Source organism: Eremococcus coleocola DSM 15696, assembly GCF_000428865.1.
Lineage (GTDB): Bacteria > Bacillota > Bacilli > Lactobacillales > Aerococcaceae > Eremococcus > Eremococcus coleocola.
The window spans coordinates 1-18,942 of the sequence record NZ_AUAT01000007.1 but is presented as its reverse complement, the minus strand read 5'-3'; the positions used below and the strand labels follow the sequence as shown (position 1 = coordinate 18,942).

19 protein-coding genes and 1 pseudogene are annotated in these 18,942 nt (G+C 38.5%); 3 read left to right on the top strand and 17 right to left on the bottom strand.

Annotated features, from left to right (window positions below):
• The first annotated feature begins 12 nt into the window (after positions 1-12).
• Entirely contained in the window at positions 13-1,023 is a 1,011-nt protein-coding gene (locus tag G396_RS0102550) for a LacI family DNA-binding transcriptional regulator (protein WP_028124952.1), read from the top strand.
• A gap of 234 nt (positions 1,024-1,257) precedes the next feature.
• Positions 1,258-2,481 (top strand): hypothetical protein, encoded by a 1,224-nt coding sequence (locus tag G396_RS0102545; protein ID WP_028124951.1) that lies wholly within the window; start codon positions 1,258-1,260, stop codon positions 2,479-2,481.
• Positions 2,482-2,537: 56 nt separating this feature from the next.
• On the opposite strand, the gene G396_RS0102540 is transcribed toward G396_RS0102545, so the two are convergent.
• From G396_RS0102540 to G396_RS0102480, 13 genes and pseudogenes are all read right to left on the bottom strand, one after another.
• Complete coding sequence (locus tag G396_RS0102540; RefSeq protein WP_006418848.1) at positions 2,538-3,176, bottom strand: CBS domain-containing protein; 639 nt, start codon at positions 3,174-3,176, stop codon at positions 2,538-2,540.
• A 2-nt stretch (positions 3,177-3,178) separates the two neighbouring features.
• Complete coding sequence (locus G396_RS0102535; protein ID WP_028124950.1) at positions 3,179-3,883, bottom strand: ABC transporter ATP-binding protein; 705 nt, start codon at positions 3,881-3,883, stop codon at positions 3,179-3,181.
• Positions 3,883-4,662, bottom strand: coding sequence for an ABC transporter ATP-binding protein (locus G396_RS0102530; RefSeq protein ID WP_006418955.1), 780 nt, complete (start codon positions 4,660-4,662; stop codon positions 3,883-3,885). The genes G396_RS0102535 and G396_RS0102530 overlap by 1 nt, the downstream gene beginning before the upstream one ends.
• Positions 4,662-5,630 (bottom strand): branched-chain amino acid ABC transporter permease, encoded by a 969-nt coding sequence (locus G396_RS0102525; RefSeq protein ID WP_028124949.1) that lies wholly within the window; start codon positions 5,628-5,630, stop codon positions 4,662-4,664. The genes G396_RS0102530 and G396_RS0102525 overlap by 1 nt, the downstream gene beginning before the upstream one ends.
• Positions 5,631-5,640: 10 nt before the next feature.
• Positions 5,641-6,519 (bottom strand): branched-chain amino acid ABC transporter permease, encoded by an 879-nt coding sequence (locus G396_RS0102520; RefSeq protein ID WP_028124948.1) that lies wholly within the window; start codon positions 6,517-6,519, stop codon positions 5,641-5,643.
• 102 nt (positions 6,520-6,621) lie between these two features.
• Positions 6,622-7,767 (bottom strand): ABC transporter substrate-binding protein, encoded by a 1,146-nt coding sequence (locus tag G396_RS0102515; protein ID WP_034907439.1) that lies wholly within the window; start codon positions 7,765-7,767, stop codon positions 6,622-6,624.
• Positions 7,768-8,206: 439 nt separating this feature from the next.
• Positions 8,207-8,338: pseudogene (locus G396_RS11150) on the bottom strand (acyltransferase); the annotation flags it as partial.
• 67 nt (positions 8,339-8,405) lie between these two features.
• On the bottom strand, positions 8,406-9,161 hold the full coding sequence (aroD, locus tag G396_RS0102505; RefSeq protein ID WP_028124946.1) for a type I 3-dehydroquinate dehydratase: 756 nt from the start codon (positions 9,159-9,161) through the stop codon (positions 8,406-8,408).
• A 78-nt stretch (positions 9,162-9,239) separates the two neighbouring features.
• Positions 9,240-10,577 (bottom strand): hypothetical protein, encoded by a 1,338-nt coding sequence (locus G396_RS09965; protein WP_034907437.1) that lies wholly within the window; start codon positions 10,575-10,577, stop codon positions 9,240-9,242.
• 25 nt (positions 10,578-10,602) lie between these two features.
• Positions 10,603-11,859 carry an MFS transporter gene (locus tag G396_RS0102495; protein WP_028124945.1) on the bottom strand — a complete coding sequence of 419 codons (1,257 nt, stop codon included), beginning with the start codon at positions 11,857-11,859 and terminating at the stop codon, positions 10,603-10,605.
• A 35-nt stretch (positions 11,860-11,894) separates the two neighbouring features.
• Positions 11,895-12,764, bottom strand: a complete 870-nt coding sequence (locus G396_RS0102490; RefSeq protein ID WP_051221073.1) for a hypothetical protein — start codon at positions 12,762-12,764, stop codon at positions 11,895-11,897.
• A gap of 91 nt (positions 12,765-12,855) precedes the next feature.
• Entirely contained in the window at positions 12,856-13,710 is an 855-nt protein-coding gene (locus tag G396_RS0102485; RefSeq protein WP_028124943.1) for an SDR family NAD(P)-dependent oxidoreductase, read from the bottom strand.
• Positions 13,711-13,737: 27 nt separating this feature from the next.
• Entirely contained in the window at positions 13,738-14,574 is an 837-nt protein-coding gene (locus tag G396_RS0102480) for a sugar phosphate isomerase/epimerase family protein (protein ID WP_028124942.1), read from the bottom strand.
• A gap of 138 nt (positions 14,575-14,712) precedes the next feature.
• Between G396_RS0102480 and G396_RS0102475 the strand changes: the two genes are divergently transcribed.
• Positions 14,713-15,606 (top strand): LysR family transcriptional regulator, encoded by an 894-nt coding sequence (locus tag G396_RS0102475; protein WP_028124941.1) that lies wholly within the window; start codon positions 14,713-14,715, stop codon positions 15,604-15,606.
• Positions 15,607-15,801: 195 nt separating this feature from the next.
• On the opposite strand, the gene G396_RS09960 is transcribed toward G396_RS0102475, so the two are convergent.
• The 4 genes from G396_RS09960 to G396_RS09950 all read right to left on the bottom strand — a co-directional run.
• Positions 15,802-17,532, bottom strand: coding sequence for an FAD-dependent oxidoreductase (locus tag G396_RS09960; RefSeq protein ID WP_051221070.1), 1,731 nt, complete (start codon positions 17,530-17,532; stop codon positions 15,802-15,804).
• 222 nt (positions 17,533-17,754) lie between these two features.
• On the bottom strand, positions 17,755-17,961 hold the full coding sequence (locus G396_RS11775) for a phosphoribosylaminoimidazolesuccinocarboxamide synthase (protein WP_028124940.1): 207 nt from the start codon (positions 17,959-17,961) through the stop codon (positions 17,755-17,757).
• A 358-nt stretch (positions 17,962-18,319) separates the two neighbouring features.
• Positions 18,320-18,505 carry a helix-turn-helix domain-containing protein gene (locus tag G396_RS12075; RefSeq protein WP_081683529.1) on the bottom strand — a complete coding sequence of 62 codons (186 nt, stop codon included), beginning with the start codon at positions 18,503-18,505 and terminating at the stop codon, positions 18,320-18,322.
• A gap of 171 nt (positions 18,506-18,676) precedes the next feature.
• A partial coding sequence (locus G396_RS09950) for a family 4 glycosyl hydrolase (protein WP_034907436.1) occupies positions 18,677-18,942 on the bottom strand: 266 nt, incomplete at its 5' end.

Sequence of the window (18,942 nt, the reverse complement as noted above, 5' to 3'; positions counted from 1 at the left end):
GGAGGATGTTAAATGAATGTTACCATTAAAGATGTAGCCGAACGTGCTGGGGTAGCCCCTTCAACCGTATCCCGAGTCCTATCTGACAGCAAGTCAATTTCTGATAAGACTAAAGAAAAAGTTCGTAAAGCCATGGCTGAGCTCCATTATTATCCTAATTTGACAGCCCGATCCTTAGTATCTAAACGATCTAAAGTTATTGGCTTAGTCCTTCCCCAAGCTTCCGATGCTTTTTACCAAAACCCTTTCTTCCCTACCGTCTTAAGGGGAATCAACGAAGTCGCAGAGGAAAATGGTTTTTCCTTATTATTGAATACTGGTAATGGCGATCAGGAACGGCTCCGTCACATTCAACGGATGGTCAATGGCCGTTTGGTTGATGGCTTGATTTTTCTTTATGCCATTGAAGATGATCCCATTATTAATTTTGTGCGTCAGTCAGCAACACCCTTTGTAATCATTGGCCAAGCAACCGATTGGCAAACTAATTTTGTGGATAATAATAATGTGGACTTAGGCTTATTGGCCACCCAATACCTCATTGACCAAGGCAAGAAGAATATTGCTTTTATTGGGAGTGCCTACCCGCAAATCTTTGTTAAGTCTCGCTACCAGGGCTATCAAAAAGCTCATGAAGCAAGTCATTTAGAAGCTAACCCTGACTGGATTTTTCGTCCTGATCAATTCTTAGTTAAAAACGGCTTTGAAATGGCACGAGAGGTTGCTGCCATGCCCGAAATAGATGCCGCAGTGATTGTTGACCAGTTAGTTGCCCGAGGTTTTAAGGAGGGCGTCCGCTATGTCTGTCCTGACCGACAGATTGCCGCGATGACCTTTAAACCCTACCGGTCTGACTTCTCCCAAGGCATCCACCAAGCCTATATCAATATTAATGCGATCGAACTAGGTAAACGGGCCTTCCAAGTCCTCTTTGACGCCCTTAACGACCAACATTCTGACCAAGAAATCCGTTATTATCATGAAATTGTCAAAGCGGAACTCGTACAGGGTAATGCTGATTAGAACTATTTATACTCAATAAGGAGACTGGAATTGGCCCAGTCTCCTTATTCTTTTAAATTTATTCTAACCGAAATCCTATTGGCTCTTTTGGGACTGTGCATTGACCTGCTTCAATGCACAATTTTGGACTTTCCTTTGCATTGACAACCTCAAAGCACAACTTAAAAAAACACCAAACTTGTTCCTTAAAGCCAGGACCCCTATAATTAAACTATCAAGAAAGGAGGTTCCAATTTGAAACAAAATTATCCAATCCTATATCTAATTATCTGGACCATATTGCTCTTAAATCCTAACCTAACCTGGCTTTATCTCCTTTGTGGTCTCTTAACACTTGGGCTCAGTATTGGCTTAGCCTACCAAGCCGGCAGACTAAAGCCTAAAATCATACTCTTTCTTTTACTTACCCTAACTTTAATTTTAGTCCTAATGATTATTCCCACTTTAACTTTTCTCTTGCTCAATACCACCATCATCATCATTCAAGCCATTTACTGTCTCTTCCTTAGTCTTCAAATTCTAATTTGGCTAGGACAAAAAGAAGGACGCGTCTATCCATTCATTATAGAAATCAGTAGCCGCCTCCTATTAATCTGGCTTTGCCTTAACTTTGGTGGTGGCCCCTATTTATTAGCTATTTACTGCGCCTTACTCGCCTTACAAGAAGCCCTTCCTTCAAGGAAACTCAACTATAGCTTGCCTCAATTCCCCATTTATCTCACCGCACTTTTTCCTTATCTATCTCTTTTAATCTGGCAAAAGGACCTCCCTCAAGACTTAGATAAAGTGGACCTAAGCTTATTACAAGGTCACCACCTAATTTACTCAGCGACTACTTTGAAAGAAAGACTAGCCCAGTCCGACCAAGACCTGGTCATCTTACTCCAAAATGGACCGGCCTCTTATGATCGAATTGGCCATATTGATCTGGCTTTTCAAGGACGCGTCTATTCATACGGTAACTATGATGCTGATTCTCGAAAGTTATTGGACCTTTTGGGCGAAGGTATGCTGATGACTGCAGACCTGGACGCTTATTTGGACTACTTACTCAAACGCCACCTGAGTATTTTTGCCTATTCCTTCAGTTTAAATCCGGACCAAATACAAGCGACCCACGATTTTTTAAATCATATGCTTTGTCAAAGCGAACTTTGGTTACCTCAAACTCCTAAGCAAGAAGGTGATTTTGCCGGTCGAATGTTAAGTTACCCCGGCAGCCAATTCCACCATATAAAGCAAGGTTCATATAAAACTTATTACTTATTCGGAAGTAATTGTGTCTTATTTGTCAAAGACCTTCTCAGAAGTCTTGGATATCCGCTGAAAACCACAACCAATATTCTTAGTCCTGGGGTCATATTCGCCTTCCTTGAAAAAGCAGATCAGCCCAACTTTATCCAAGACCGTTACCTAGTCTCAGCACCTTTATTTGACCGCTTTGTCTTGCATAAATAATATACAAAACAGCCCCCTTCTTAGAGAAGGGGGCTGTTTTACACATCAACTATTCATTACCGTTTAACAACGGTCTTCACTTCATAGCCGGCTTGACTTAAAGCATCAATTAAGTTATCAACATTTTCTTCATCCACATGAAGGACTACCCGGATGGCATCACGCAAATGGTAAACCAACATGTTCGACAGGTTATGGTCAGCCGCCACCAAGGCATCACCAATTTCTTCAATCACGCCTTTGCGGTCATCACTTAATTCAATGACTAAACTAGTTCCAGCAGTATAATAACCCGAAATATCAATAAAAGTCCGGAAGATATCTTTATCGGTAATAATCCCGACTAATTTTTCCCCCTCCATCACTAACAAAGAGCCAATGCTTTTATTTAACATGGTTTCAGCTGCTTCATCCAAGAGAGTATCTGGACTCACGGTAAACATATGCTTGGCCATGATATCGCCGACGGTCATCTTGTCTAACAAATAATTCATCTCATATTTGGACAAAGAAGAAGCATTGGTTGGTGAATTCAAATCAATTTCTTCTTTTGTCACCAATCCAACTAGCTTACCCTTAACCATAACCGGTAACCGATTAATGTCGTGGGCTTTTAAGACATCAACCGCTTTTAAGACCGATGTTTCTGGCGTTACTGTCACTAGATCTTGGCTCATATAATCTTTTACGTACATACTTATCCTCCTAAATAGGCCTTTTGCACTTGGTCACTGGCCAACAAGTCTTGTCCTGACCCAGACAAGACCAACTTACCACTCTCTAATACATAACCACGGTCAGCTACTTGTAAAGCCATTTTAGCATTTTGTTCAATTAAAAGCACGGTTGTACCTTGTTCTTTAATGGCCTCAATAATCTTAAAGATTTCCTTGATAAAAATCGGCGCCAGCCCCATTGAAGGCTCATCTAAGAGCAAGAGTTTAGGCTTCGCCATCAAGGCCCGGCCCATGGCTAACATTTGTTGTTCGCCGCCCGATAAAGTCGAGGCATCTTGTTTAAGCCGGTCCTTTAAAATTGGAAACCGCTGATAAATAGTCTGATAATCCGCTTCAAAATTCTCCTTATCTTTGCGGAGAAAGGCCCCCATTTCGAGGTTTTCTTTGACCGTCAAATCCTTAAAAACATGTCGCCCTTCGGGGACATGGGAAATCCCCATTTTAACGATAGCTTGGGGATTAGTCTTAGTGATATCCTGGTTCAAAAATTGAATAGACCCTTCTTTAGGATGGATTAAGCCAGAAATTGTCCGCAAAATTGTAGACTTACCGGCTCCATTGGCTCCAATTAGGGACACTATTTCTCCCTGGTTAACTTGCAGACTTACATTTTGTACAGCTTGAATCATGCCATAATTAACTGATAAATTCTCAATCGTTAGCATTAGTCACCGTCACCTCCTAGGTAGGCCCGAATTACTTGGGGATTGGCTTGGATTTCTTTAGGACCACCCTGGGCAATTAACCGACCATATTCCAAAACAAAAATTTTCTGACAAATATCCATGACTAAGGACATATCATGTTCAATCAAGACCACCGTTAAATCAAAGTCAGCTTGGATTTGGGCAATTAATTGGGTGAGCTCAGCCGTTTCATTCGGGTTCATCCCGGCCGCAGGTTCATCCAAGAAAAGAATCTTAGGATGGAGGGCCAAGGCTCGGACTATCTCTAAGCGTCTTTGTTGACCGTAAGCCAAATTTTTGGCTTTTTCTTGACAAAGTTGGTCTAAGTTAAAAATCCGTAACAAATCCAGGGCTTCCGCCTTCAGTTTAGCTTCTTGCTGATAATGGTTTTGGGTCCGGAGCAAGGCGTGGAATAAACTTGGCCCTTGTTCACGGTGCATGGCAATTAAGACATTTTCTAAAACTGTTAAATCAGCAAACAAACGAATATTTTGGAAGGTTCGGGCTAAGCCCAAACCACTAATAACATCAGGATGCTTGCCGTTTAGCTTTTGCATTTTACCATCCACTTGTAATTCCACAGTCCCTTGGGAAGGCACATAGACACCGGTTAAGAGGTTAAAGAAAGTTGTCTTCCCGGCCCCATTCGGTCCGATCAGGCCCACAAGGTCTCCTTGGTCAATATCTAAAGATACATTGGATACGGCGGCCAAGCCGCCAAAGTTTTTGGTTAAGTCCGTAATTTTCATTAAAGGCATTAGGCCACCTCCTTAGTATCTCGTGAATTTGTATTCTTGAATAAACGACCCACTTTAAATTCCGACGTGCCTAACAACCCTTGAGGTCGGAAAATCATAATTAAGATCAAAGCCACAGCATAAATAATCATCCGTAATTGACCATAATCTTGTAAGAATAAGTTTAAGAGGCCCAATAAGATAGCAGCGATGAAGGAACCAGTAAAGGACCCCATGCCGCCAAAGACTACAATAATTAAGATATCGATTGACCGGTTAAAGGTATAATCTTTTGGCGTGACAATCCCTAAGAAAGTAGCTTGTAACGAACCTCCAATGGCTGCAGTGGCAGCCCCCATTGCAAAGGCCATCACCTTATATTTAGTAACATTGACCCCCATGGCTTCAGCGGCAATTTCATTTTGTTCAATCGCACGCGTGGCCCGGCCCACAGACGAATAATTATAATTCAAAACTAAGATCGTGGTTAAGACTAATGCAACAAAAACTACCATCCAATTAGTGACGGTGGGAATACCCGAAATCCCAGCAGGACCATTGGTGATTGACCGCCAATTATTAATTAAGACCCGGATAATTTCGGCCACTCCTAAGGTCGCGATGGCTAGATAGTCTCCTTTTAAACGAAGGGTCGGAATCCCTACGAGTAAGACCACTATGACTGAGATGACTACTCCCAGTAATATACCTTCCAAGAGGCCTAGCCATGGATTAGCTGCGGCCTTAGTACAGATAGCAGCCGCATAGGCACCAATAGCAATAAAGCCGGCATGGCCGAGGGAAAATTGACCGGCAATCCCAAGGACCAAATTTAAACCAACCGCATAAATAATATTCAACATAATGGTCATTAAAGTAATCCGATAATAAGCATTAATGATATTGGCTTGAGTTAAGGCAAAGAGGATAGCAAAAGCCGCCACAATCAGCAAGAACCAGATACCATTTTTTCGATTCATTCTTTGCATGGGCTTCCTCCTATACTTTTTCCTTAACATTCTTGCCAAATAAACCAGAAGGCAGAACCAATAAGATAATAATCAAGAGGGCGTAAACGACCGCATCCTTGTAATTTGAAAAACCTAAGACTGTCACCAGGGTTTCAAGAATCCCAATGAGGTAGCCTCCGACCATAGCGCCTGGAATCGAACCAATCCCGCCAATCACCGCGGCAATAAAAGCCTTCAATCCGGGAGCTGTCCCCATAGTGGCTTGAATGGAATTATAATAAATCCCCACTAAGATACCGGCAATCCCAGCTAAACCGGAACCTAAAGCAAAGGTAAATGAAATTACCCGGTCGACGTTGATTCCCATTAATTGCGCGGCCTCGGGATCGACTGCTACCGCCCGCATGGCCTTCCCCATTTTTGTTTTTTGGACAATTAATTGAAGGGCAACCATTAGAATCACAGTCATGACGACCACCAAAATTTGCTTAGAAGTAATTACTAAGCCAAATACCTTTAAGATAGTCACTTTGATTGGAGACGGAAAGGCTTTTACTTCTGGGCCTACAAAATAAATCATGATATTTTGTAAGAAAAAAGAAACACCAATCGCCGTAATTAAAGCTGCGACTCTAGTTGAATTTCTCAAAGGCTTATAGGCTACACGTTCGATAATTACCCCTAACAAGGAAGTAGCCAACATGGCAACCACCATGGCTAAAAATATATTGACTTGTAGGACAGTCACCAGATAAAAACCAGTGAAGGCCCCTAACATATAAACCTCCCCATGGGCAAAATTAATTAATTTGATGGTCCCATAAACCATGGTATATCCCAAAGCAATCAAGGCATAAATTGAGCCTAGGGCAATCCCATTAACCATCTGCTGCATAAATAGCTGCATGTTTTCCATCCTTTCAGTAAGCAAAGGTGACCCTCATTTTTATTAGGGTACGACATATAGGGGTGACGACAAGATAATAAATGAGGCTAAAACTTTGCTGTTCTATTCAGCGGTCACTTCTTCTGCCGATTCAACTTCTCCGCTAGTTAATTTAATCATAGTTGCAGTCTTGACTGGATTATGGTTTTCATCAATGGTGAAAGTACCCGTAATTCCTGGGAAGTCTTTAGTTTCAGCTAAGGCTTTGTTGACAGCTTCTTTATCAGTTGAACCTGCACGTTTGACAGCGTCTAACATAACATTGGTAGCATCATAGGCAAGCGCAGCAAACGTATCCGGTTCTTCATTATATTCTGCTTTGTAAGCATCAATAAAGGCTTTTACTTTTTCATCATCAGACTTGGTAGAAAAGTGAGAGGTATAATAAACGTCATTGGCATTTTCTGCACCTGCTAGTTCAACCAAGATATCTGAATGGTAACCATCCCCTCCTACAATTGGTTGGGTAATTCCCATTTCCCGGGCTTGTTTAATGAAGAGACCTGCTTCAGTATAGTAAACCGGTACATAAAGTACATCGAAGTCTAGGCCAACTAGGGTAGTTAAAACCGCTGAGAAATCTGTGTCACCTGTTTGGAAAGAAGCTTCAGAAGCAACTTGACCACCCTTTTCTTGGAAGGCTCCTTTAAAGGCATCGGCTAAACCTAATGAATAATCATTAGCTTGATCAGTCACAACAACGACCTTCTTAGCCCCTAATGTATCCACCGCATAGGCAGCGGCAGCTTTCCCTTGATAGGAATCTTCAAAACTTACCCGGTAGAAGTAATTAAAAACATCCCCGTTATCCTTCATGGTCAAGCCATCTAAAGTAGCAGCTGGGGCTAGTGACGGTACTTTGGCTTCATCTAAGACAGACATTTGGGCCTTCACGTCCCCAGAAGTGGCTGGGCCAACCACTCCAACCACATCTTCACTGGCTAAACGATTCGCAACTGAGGTTGCTTCCGTCAGATCAGATTTATTATCGAATTCAACGTATTCAACCGTACTATCGAGCATTTTATTATCATTCGCTTGTTTAATGGCTAATTGAGTCGCTTTACTCATCATTGAGCCATAAGAAGCCGCTGGGCCAGATAATTCAAAGTTGCCTCCAATTTTAATCGCATCCTGAGCAAATACAGAAACAGGTGCAAGTAGGGTAACCATAGTAGCAAGACTGACAGTAAACTTTTTGAAATTCATGGTATTCTCTCCTTTTATACATTTATTCCCAATAAAATAGCCTAATTTAGATTTAACAATCTAAATTAGGCTTAAAGATTACTCAAGGAAGCTCTCCCAATCCCGCTTTAGATTGAATCATCTATGCGGGCAAGACTTTTAACTTAGCACCTCATAGATACAAACTGACGATGGTTTGTCGTGTTTGCATCTAATTGGAGTAGATACAAACACTATCTAATGATTAAGCTAAGTAATAATAAGACTTGATATTGTGTCGATGACTTCAACATGGAAATCTCCCTCTCAGACTATTTTTTTGATGATTTGATATTACAACTTTATGAGGATGATTGCAAGAGTTTTTAATAATTTTCTCATAAAATTAATGGAAGATCTTAATATTATTTAATACTCCACTTTACTCATTCAAAAACCATCTACAGAATTGAGCTTTACTTTATTTTTCTAAATCATTTTCTAGTTCTTTAATCCTTCTGGCTGGCACGCTCCCCACCAAGGTATTATCTGCTACATCTTGAGTCACAACTGCACCAGCTGCAACAATCATATTATGACCAATTGTAACCCCCTTTCATATTTTATATCTATGTTATACTCCTCCAGGAAATTAAAAGAAGCCATTTATGCTTAATTTTTTAATTTTCCATAGTCAAAATTTTAAGACTAGCTACTACTGTATTTAAGTCAAGTTGGCCAGGTGCAGATCCTCTACCAAGGCTAGCAAAGGTAGCCGCACTGCCTACCAATTGTCCAGATAATCGTGTGATTTTACCTATTTGTCCCATTGCCATCGTAATAAATGGCTGACGAGCCACAAGACTGTGAGAGTAACTTGCATTTAATAAAGTTAGCACATCTCCCTTATTTTGAGGCATTACTGCAATTTTGCAAATATCTGCCCCTCCTTTTTCCATCATCCTTAGACGGTGCATTATTTCTGTTTTTGCAGGAGTTTTTTCAAAATCATGATTTGATAAAATCACTTTGATATTCACTTCTTTGGCGGCTTTTATCAGTAATTGTTGGTAATCCTCATCTATAAAAAATTCTAAATCAATTAAATCACATAATTTATGTGATATTAAGATTTGATAGATCCTATAATATTCTTCTATTGTTCCCTCAAAATAACCATTTTCCTTCTTCGTACGTAAGGTTATTAACAATGGTTTTTTTATCTTCTGCTTCAATAATTCAGCAGTCCTAATCAATCTGCTACTGTCATTTATTTTGTCGAAATAATCTAGGCGCCATTCCACAATTTGACAAGGGGCAGTAGCGAGTTTTTCTGCTTGCCCCAATAAGCCCTCACAATCTTTTTCTACTAAAGGCACAATCACTTTAGGTATTCCTGAGCCAATCTTAACGCCAGCTACTTCGACTATTTTCATACTAACCATCACTGTTTCCTCTCTAAATAAGTAAAAACTAGAAAGTTTTCACTTTCTAGCCTTACAATCCTTATTTTATTATTTTTTTAATTCATTCATTGAAATATTTCCCAGGATGAAGTTTAAGGCAAAGCCAACCAGCAAGCCCCAACCAGAACCTGCAAAGGCAATGACCGCAGCCGTAAACGGTGCAATCAAACGGTCAAGATCATTTTCACAGAAATCTAAACCGATACGCCCTGAAACTATGGCTTGGAACATTAGAGTTATGGCCCCACCCACCGCAAAGACCGGTTTTAGAAAACTTGTTAAAGGTAGAATCATGACACAAAGGAAGGTTGCAATTCTAAAGGAACCCATCCCACCAATCAGAGTATCCATAGCCCCTTTTCCTTCTTTGTATCGTTGGGTGGTTGAAACCATCATTCCAGCCCATAAAGGACCCGCCATTGGGGGAAATGGTGCTAAAGTTCCTAATAGGAGATTTCTGAAACCTACAATTAAGTTAGAACGATTTTCATTAAAATCAACGATTTCATCATCCCGTTCTGTCTTAGCATCTTTGACTAAAGACTGACTAGTAATAAAATCCCCAAAGGAGATAATATATATAATTAAAGCTAAAGGAAACGCTCTAAGGAAAAAGCTTACAGGCGGGAAACCATTCGTAAAGACCGACATTTGTCCGAAAACAAATTTTAAATTTGGTAAATGAATGATACTACCCCACTCTACCGGATTCGGACTAAGCTCTCCGATTAGAAGACCAACCACCATAGCAATTAGATAGGGAAATAAGTTCCCATACTTGCCTATTAAATCAAAGATTTTATATTTTTTACGCAATTTTGCATAAAAAGTAGAATAAGAAATAATAACTAAAGAAAGAAAACCAGCTAACAAGGCAATCGGATAAGTATGCATGCCACCCGTATCAGACAGTTGTCCTTGTAGGACACTAATAGGAGCGGCCATCAAAATTGCACCTTTAATGGAGGATGGGACTAAGCCTACGAATTTTTTAGCAAAACCTGTAATTCCCATAACCACAAATATAATCCCAACTAATATTTGAAGGGCAGCTAGTGCTTGAATTCTTTCAGACCCCATTTGGAAGTCAGCTAAATAAACCAATGTTAAGGGAAGTGAAGCAGTAATCCAGCCAGGTATCACCGGATCTCCCAATAAGACATGGAGCATATATAGAGATGTCTCGAAGATAACTAAATTGTAAGCTAAGTCATAAGAAACACCTAAGGCATCCATTAAATATACAGTAGCACTTAAAGCCGTAGCACCTAAAATTATCCCTTGTATAAATTCAACTTTTTCGACTTTATAATGAATAAAGGGGAAACGAACCTTGAAGGGACCTAGTGGCAGATAAGATGCTTCATATTGAAGTTGTTCTGTCATACTAATCCTCCTTGTTAACTATACTTTATTTGGTACGAGAAAATGGTGAAACACCGAAAACTTTTTTATACCGCATGGCAATCAATATCATTAATAAAAAGGCTAGGAAAGCAACACCTGCATCTAAGAGCATAACTTTAGTAAAGTCAATCGTTTTTAAATAAGAAGCTAAACGTGGCATTACATATGAACCGAGACTCATAATAAAGAAGTAAATATTTGTATTACGGCCCTTATTGGTGTCAAAAAATTGATTGAATAGGGAATTACCCATTTGTAGAATACCACCAGCAGCACAGAAACCAATTACGAAAGCTGTAACCATCAGTGTAATATTAGTCGGCATCAAGTAAACTAACATAGCGCCTGCAGAAGCCAAGAGTGGGAATACAACCATAAGGGAAATGTCCCGAATACCTTTAGCAATAATAACAGTACTTAAGATAACGGCTAAAAATGATCCTACTTGGTAAATTGAAGCCATTTGACTTGCCCCTTGGGCCCCTAAATTTAGGACATCAGTCGCATAAATACTTACCACTTGTTGGAATAAGTAGAAGGTTGAATAGATACAGAAACCAAGAATTGGGAAAAGTAGGCCTTCAAACCAACGATTAGCCTTAGTAATTTTATGAATCATGGTTGAATTAGCTGCTTGGTCTTTTTCAAGAATCTTAATTGCTTCGGCAGCACTCACGCCTTGTTCTTTGCGAATATCATCATCTGGAAGTGGTACAAAGAGCAAACCGAGAAAGACTAAAATTGAAATGACCAAAGGAATAATCAACAAAATATTAGGGGACAATTCATGAGAAAGTACAAATCCTACTAAGAGCGGATAGAGTACTCCTGAAACGGAGATAGCACCCTTATTAATGACTGAAGCTGTACTTTTATCATTTGGATAAATTTCCATAACACCTGGGTTAACACCACCATCATAAAGTGAAGTTGCAGCACCACCAATAAAGGAAAGTGCATTTGCCAACCAGATTGACTTACAGAAAATTAACGCGCCAAATAATACCACATATCCAAGGGCCCCGGTTACTACCATGGGACGACGGCCAATTTTATCAGACAAGGACCCTGAAAAAGCTTGGAATAGTATTTTACCAACCCCGGTCCAAGCGATTACTGATAAAACCCCTGCAGCATCTGTTCCCCAGCGACTTGCGAATACATCTGTGTTTTGTGATAATACAATCGCTTGAATCCCATGAAGGAACATACACATATATAGCATAAATGCGCCAAGATTGTACTTATTATTTTTAAACATATCCAAGCTATTTCACTTCCTTACTTTTTATAGTCTTATAGTCCGTAAACATCTCGTTTAACATCTTCAACTGGCATATCTTGACCTGTCATGAAATTAAAGCCAGCGGCACCTTGATATAAAAGCATACCAATACCACCATAAGTTGCTTTAACGCCAGCGGCTTGAGCTTCTTTGATTAATTTAGTTTCTAAAGGACTGTATACAGTATCTGTGACAATTAAATCTTTATGGAAATATTCTGGTTTAACCAATGATTGGTCTTCATTTGGTTCCATACCAACTTTAGTTGCATTAGTTAAAATATCAGCCGCAGCAATTTTTTCTTTCAATAAATCTTCATCAGCCAAATCATTCATAGTAATTACTCGATCTGGGAATTCTTTAGTAAGTTTTTCAACGGTTTTTTCGCCATTTTCATAGAATTTATCTTTTTGGTTGAAAATTGATAATTCATGAACACCATCAATAATCGCTTGGCAAGCAATCGCAGTTGCTGCTGCACCGGTACCAATCAAGACCATTTTTTTACCTTTAACTTCATGACCATTATTCAATAAATTATCAATGAAACCTTTACCGTCTGTATTATGGCCATAAATTTTACCTTTATCATTTCTGAAGCAATTAACAGCACCAATTAAACGGGCAGAGTCAGTCAACTCATCGGCATATTTTGCACCTAGAGTTTTTACGGGCATGGTTAAATTGCCACCTTTAATATCTGTAGAACGAACCGCATTAAAGGCATTTTCAAAATCATCTTCGCGAGCTTCTAAGGTTACATAGACAGAATCTGTATCCATTTTATTGAAACAATAGTTGTACATTTCTGGTGATTTACTATGTTCTACTGGATATCCAAATAATGCATATAAACTAGTGTGTCCTGTTACTTTTGTCATAATAATTCTCTCCTTTATTAATTACGTTTTTCACAAACACTTGTAAAGAACTAGGCTGAGGATGCCCACAGCCTTAGCCTTTTATTTATTATTATTTTTTACCAATACGTTCTAAATATGCATCATGTTCTTTAACTGCATATTCACGACGTCCGCCAGGTTTTGGTGTTTGGTCACCCATCATAATACCAAATCCACCCTCAACCCGTAGTTCATGACCATTTGTATAATCAGAACGATCAGATGATAGATATAGAACTGCGTTGGCAATATCCATAGTATTACCAATACGTTTATTGGCAGTTAAAGCTTTGCGACCATTTTCAACTTCTGGATCAGCATAGAAGGCTTCAGATAATGGTGTTTTAACAAAACATGGTTGGATGCAGTTACTCCGTACTCCAAATTGTCCCCATTCAGCGGCAATTTGACGAGACATCATATTTACACCAGCTTTAGTAGAACTATAAGCTGCAGAATATGTTTCAGGGAAGATTGAAGCAATTGTAGAAATATGGACCATATTCCCTTTACCTTGTTTAATAAATTGACGGCCAAAACGTTGAGATACTAAGAAATAGCCAGTAAGGTTAATTTCCAATGTTTGACGCCATTCATCGAGTGGTAGGTCTTCTAAAGGACATGCTCTTAACATAGCTGCGGTATTAACTAAAATATCGACATGCCCAAATTTTTCAACTGACTTAGCAACGGCGTTATCGACATCTTCTTCTTTGGTTGAATTTGTTACAATTGGTAATGTTTCTACGCCAAATTCATCTGCTACTTCTTGAGCATATTCATTTAAGGCATCTTCTTTGATATCTAATAAAACAATGTTTACCCCTTGTTTTGCAAATTCTTGAACGATTGTCCGACCCATACCTCCAACAGCACCAGTAATTGCGGCAACTTTGCCTTGTAAACCTAACCATTGATCTGACATATTTATTTCCTCCTTATTTTTCCGAACCTATTTAGCTGCTTCAGGCCAGTTTTCAGATAAAACTTTTTGAGTTGTTTCAAATGTATATTTAGCTGCTTCAGCAAGTCCACGACCTAAGATTTCATCAGAAATTACTTCAACCCCAATTACTTTTGGTTTAATTCCTGCGTCTTTGATCATCTTAACAAAACCAGCAGTATCTTTAACACCAGTACCTGGTGCCAAACGGTCATGCATTGATTCATCACGTAAAATTGATTTAGCGTATGGACGATCATAAGCATCATTCACTTGAATTGAGATGATTAAGTCTGCTTCTTCTGGTGTTAATTCACGGTAGGCTTGATCTGCACGTACCCAATGCCAAGTATCTAAAATAATTTTTGCATTGTCAGCACCTGATGTTTTAACAACTGCAAGAGCTTTTTCAAAATCAGGAATACCAGAATATGGCATTGGTTCAACCCCAATAATCCGGTCGCCTGCACGTTGACATAACTCAGCTAATTTCTTAGCAGTATGTTCTACAGAATAATCTTCCATTAAACCACAGTTAATATGGTTTACGTCAAATAAGTCACACATATGGAAGCACATTTGTTCTTTGTATTTTTGTTCATAAGAGCGATGTTCTTCAGCCCATTGAACAATATATTCTACTTCTGTTACCTTGATATCATATTTAGCTAAGATATCTAAGATATCTTGATCAGTTAACCCTTCATTCAATGCATCAACATAAGTTTCTGCACGTAAACCAATACCTTCATAGCCGCCTTCTTTTGAAGCTTTAACCCGATCTTCAAACTTACATTGGTCTCCTAGAGTCCATGAACTTACTGTAATTGGAAATTCTTTTGACATTTAAATCACCTTTCCTTTATTCGATATACAAATTATAAAATTCACAATAAAGGAAATCAATTTAATGTTTTTAGCGTTTTCTATAGAATTTTTCTATAAATTAGTTATAATTATTATTAAAGGAAGTGAGAAAAATTAATGAATCTAACACATCTCCGTTATTTTATTAAATTAGCAGAAATTGAACACTATTCACATGCGGCCCAAGATTTAAACATCAGCCAGCCCACCCTAACCTATGCCATTAATCAAATAGAAGACGAATTAGGTTTACGGCTTTTTGAAAAATCTGGTAGAAATATCAGTTTAACCCATATTGGCCTAGATTTTTATCATAAAGTAAAAGATAATATTGATCAATTCGACGAAATTATCATGGATATGAAGCTTCAAAGTATGGGGTCAGGATTAATTCGGGTAGGAACCATTCGGGTTCTTAGTCAAAAAATTGTCCCCAACGCTGCCCAAAAATTTAAACAACTTCATGAGCATGTAGATATTAATTTTATATTCTCTACAGGGAATGGTTTATCGACCGGTCTAATTGATGGGTTAAAAAATAAACGCTATGACCTAGTCTTTTGCTCAAAGACTGAGGACAATCCAGAGATCACTTATGTTCCATTAAGCCAACAAGAAATGATCTTACTAGTTCCTAGAAATCATGCCTTAGCAAAATTTGACCATATTACTTTAGATAAAACCTTAGCTTATCCCCATATCCGCTTCAAACATTCTTCGGGAATCCGTACCATTGTTGATAAAATTTATGCTAGTCAACACGTAAATCCTACTTTTAGTCACGAGCTTGAAGAAGATGATTCGATTGCAGGAATGGTTGGAGCCGGTTTTGGTATTGCCCTACTTCCCAGATTACCCATCAACCAATTATTAGATGTCAAAGAGATACAAATCGATAACCTACAATACGGCCAAGTATTTTATATGGCTTATCTCAATTCAATCTATCACTCACCAGTTATCCAAAATTTTATTGATTTTGTTGCTGAAAGATACAGTATTCAAGCATAGCATGAATGGGAGCGGGAAAGAAGTAGAAAATCTCTGATTTTCGCTTTGTCTGCCCGCCCCCGCAAAGTTGATTAGGATGGAACAAGTCGCTATGCGACGCGGTTTCCATCCTAATCAACCACTGTGTTACAATATTTTATTATCAATAAATAATAGGGATTGGGCTTTTTTTGCCCAATCCCTATTATTCTACCTTTATTTTTTACTATTTATTTTTTCACTTGCTAACATACCTGAGGTAATCGCCCAAGCATTGTTTGCACCTGAAGGAGAATCATTTCCCATGACTCCGCCTACGGTTTCGCCAGCAGCATATAAACCTTCAATAACAAGACCATCTTTATCCAATACTTGTAAATCTTTATTTACTTTTAAACCACCTAAGGTCGTGGCAAAACGTGGTTTTTGTTCGACTAAGTAATAAGGGCCTTCTTCAATTGGAATTCTTAGGAATTCAGCTTGTCGGTTAAAGTCACTATCTTTGCCCACTTTAACGAACTCATTATAACGGTTCACTGTCTCGATTAAAGCTTGAGGATTCATTTTAGCTTTCTTAGCTAGGTCTTTTAAGTTATTGGCTTTAAACAAATATGGTGTTTGATCTGGTTGGCTAAACCATTTTTCAAGATCATTATCAGACACACCATCTGCGTTTAGCTTAGCTTTAAAGAGTTGGAACCGTTTATGATCCATAAATAGGTACAACATTTGTTGACGTTCTTTCAGTAAAACTTCAAGAATTTCTTTATTCGATGCTTTTTCGTTTATAACCCGTTGACCCTTAGAATTCAATAATAAGGCATTTTCACCAAGAACTACTAAATTCCCCGCAATGGTAGATTTAGCTCTACCTGGAGATATTTCCATCCCATTTGGATAAATCTTTCCTTTATCCATATTGACCAAGGCCGCATTTACAGGTTCCTTACTAGCAAAAGAAATACCGTCGCCAGTTGCTGACACTGGACCATAATATAAAACTTTTTTCAATTCATCACTTAATAATTCAACATTATTACCATACCCCCCCGTAGTAATAATGACAGAATTTGCTCCGATATAATCAATTTTTCCATTGACTTCTTTTGCAATCGCACCCACAACACGGCCATCTTCAACCATTAATTCTTGTACACTGGTTTCAAGCAAAACTTCTATTTTTGCCTTCTTAATTGCTTTACGCATGGCATCTGCAAAACCATGTCCGCCATTTAAATAAGCAAATTCACGGTTTTTTTGATATTCCGCTAGATAATGAATGCCTGCTGGGAAATCGTAAAGCACATAATGGTTCACCCAGTCTGTTGCCTTTCCGACATTTTCACTAAATAATTTTAATAGATAATCAATATTCGTATCAGAGCCATTTTTCATAAAATCTTGGAACATAAGTTCAGGACTATCATCTTCAACTCCAGCTCGTCTTTGTACTCTTGATCCAGTTACGACTTGGTTCCCACCAGAGATGGAAATAGCTCCACCAATAAAACTCATTTTTTCAACAAGTAAAACTTTTTTTCCTAATTCTGAAGCTCTGAGGGCGGCAGTCATCCCAGCTGCCCCTCCCCCAATCACCAATACATCAGCCATTTTAACCGCTTTATCCTTAGACACTGCATGGGGAGCAGGTGGACGGTTCTCTAATTCTGATACTGAGCCACCAGCTTCTTTCACCGCTTCCTTAACCCCAGCTAATAAACCAATGCTTGAGAAGGTTGCTCCAGATACCGTATCAACATTTAGGGTTTGCCCCTCGATGATTTGTTTTGGTATCACCCGAAATACTTTATCAGATAAACCAGAGGATTCTTTTAGTTTATCAAAAGTAATTTCCTCAATTCTTTCTTGTGAAAAAGTGACATGGACAGGGATTTCTCCATTATGTCCAATTGCAGAAACATGATAAGTACCTGGCTTGAATGACATATACTTTACATCTCCTTCTATTCGACTTTACTTAATTCTGAAAAAATTTAGTATCTATCAACTTACTTTATCAATCGATAAAAAAAACTAATCAATAACCTAACTCTTATAAATATATTATATTAATCCAGCTGGAAATTTCAAGTCTTTTTGTGTTAAAATTCACAATTATTTATAGAAAATAAAAAAGGCTACCATCAAGATGTTCCTTCTCTTCAAATATTAGCCAAGTAAAATCTTTTCTAAATCTAAAGGTAAAACATATTCACCATCTTGGTATGCCAGCATATTTTCCCCAGAAATTTTATCAATTAAAGCAACTCGGCCATCAACCATCCCAAACTCAATCTTAATATCATTGAGGTCTAAGTCCTTCTTAGCTAAATCATCCTTGAACACTTGGCCAATCTGACGGGCTAAATTAACCAATTCTTCTTAAACTTGGTTAGTCATGACCCCCAAGACAGCTAAACCATCTTTGGTAATCGGTGGGGCTTGCCGATGATCATCTTTTAATGTCACTTCAACATAGGGGGGAATTCAGCTGCTTCTTCAAGATATGCCCCATACCGACGTAAGAAAGAACCAACGTCCTGGTACTTTGTCTGTATTCGACTGAAATATAAAGACTAAGGACCAACAGAACCCAGCCGATTGGCTGGGTTCTTTCTTCAAGGATCATTGCCTCGCTGGCGCTCGACCTTGTAGTATATCCGTAAGCGAACAAAACAATAAATTTCCCAATAAAAATAGCCTACCTGAATTAACAGATAGGCTTTCAAATCGTTTAGTACAGCGGAACCGCGTCTCGCTGACGCTCGTCCATATGAGCCGTACTTGCTTGATAAGCGCCAGAAACACATCTTCCTAATTCACGATAAATGGTAGAGCGATGTCGGTTTAGTAACTTAGTGATTTGGTTGACTGGATAACCTTCTTGATGAAGTATTGCTATTTTCGAACGTTCTTCTATGGTAAGCTATGTGTAGCTCATAACAGTCCTCCGTGTTAGTGTTTGTGTGATTACTTACATTTTACACGAACCTGTTATGAGTCTTTTAATATTTGTCGCAATTAATTTTACAATCTATCTTAATTTAAAGTGAGTTTATATTATCAAACTCCACAGATAATAAAAATGATATTATTTTAATTCAACCCAATACTCTCCATTAACTTCAATAAATTCATCTAATATCTTTTTAGCCACTTCACCATTAGGTACGGATTGATTTAAAGTAAAGGCTTTTAGAGCTTTTTGATATGAATTTTCAAAGAAAGCATCTACAAGTAACTTTTCTGCAGCAACTTGAGCTTCCATTAAACCTTTGTGGAAATCTGGAATATTAAATCTAAGTGATATAGGTTCTACACCTTGAGCATTGACATAACAAGGTACTTCAACAACAG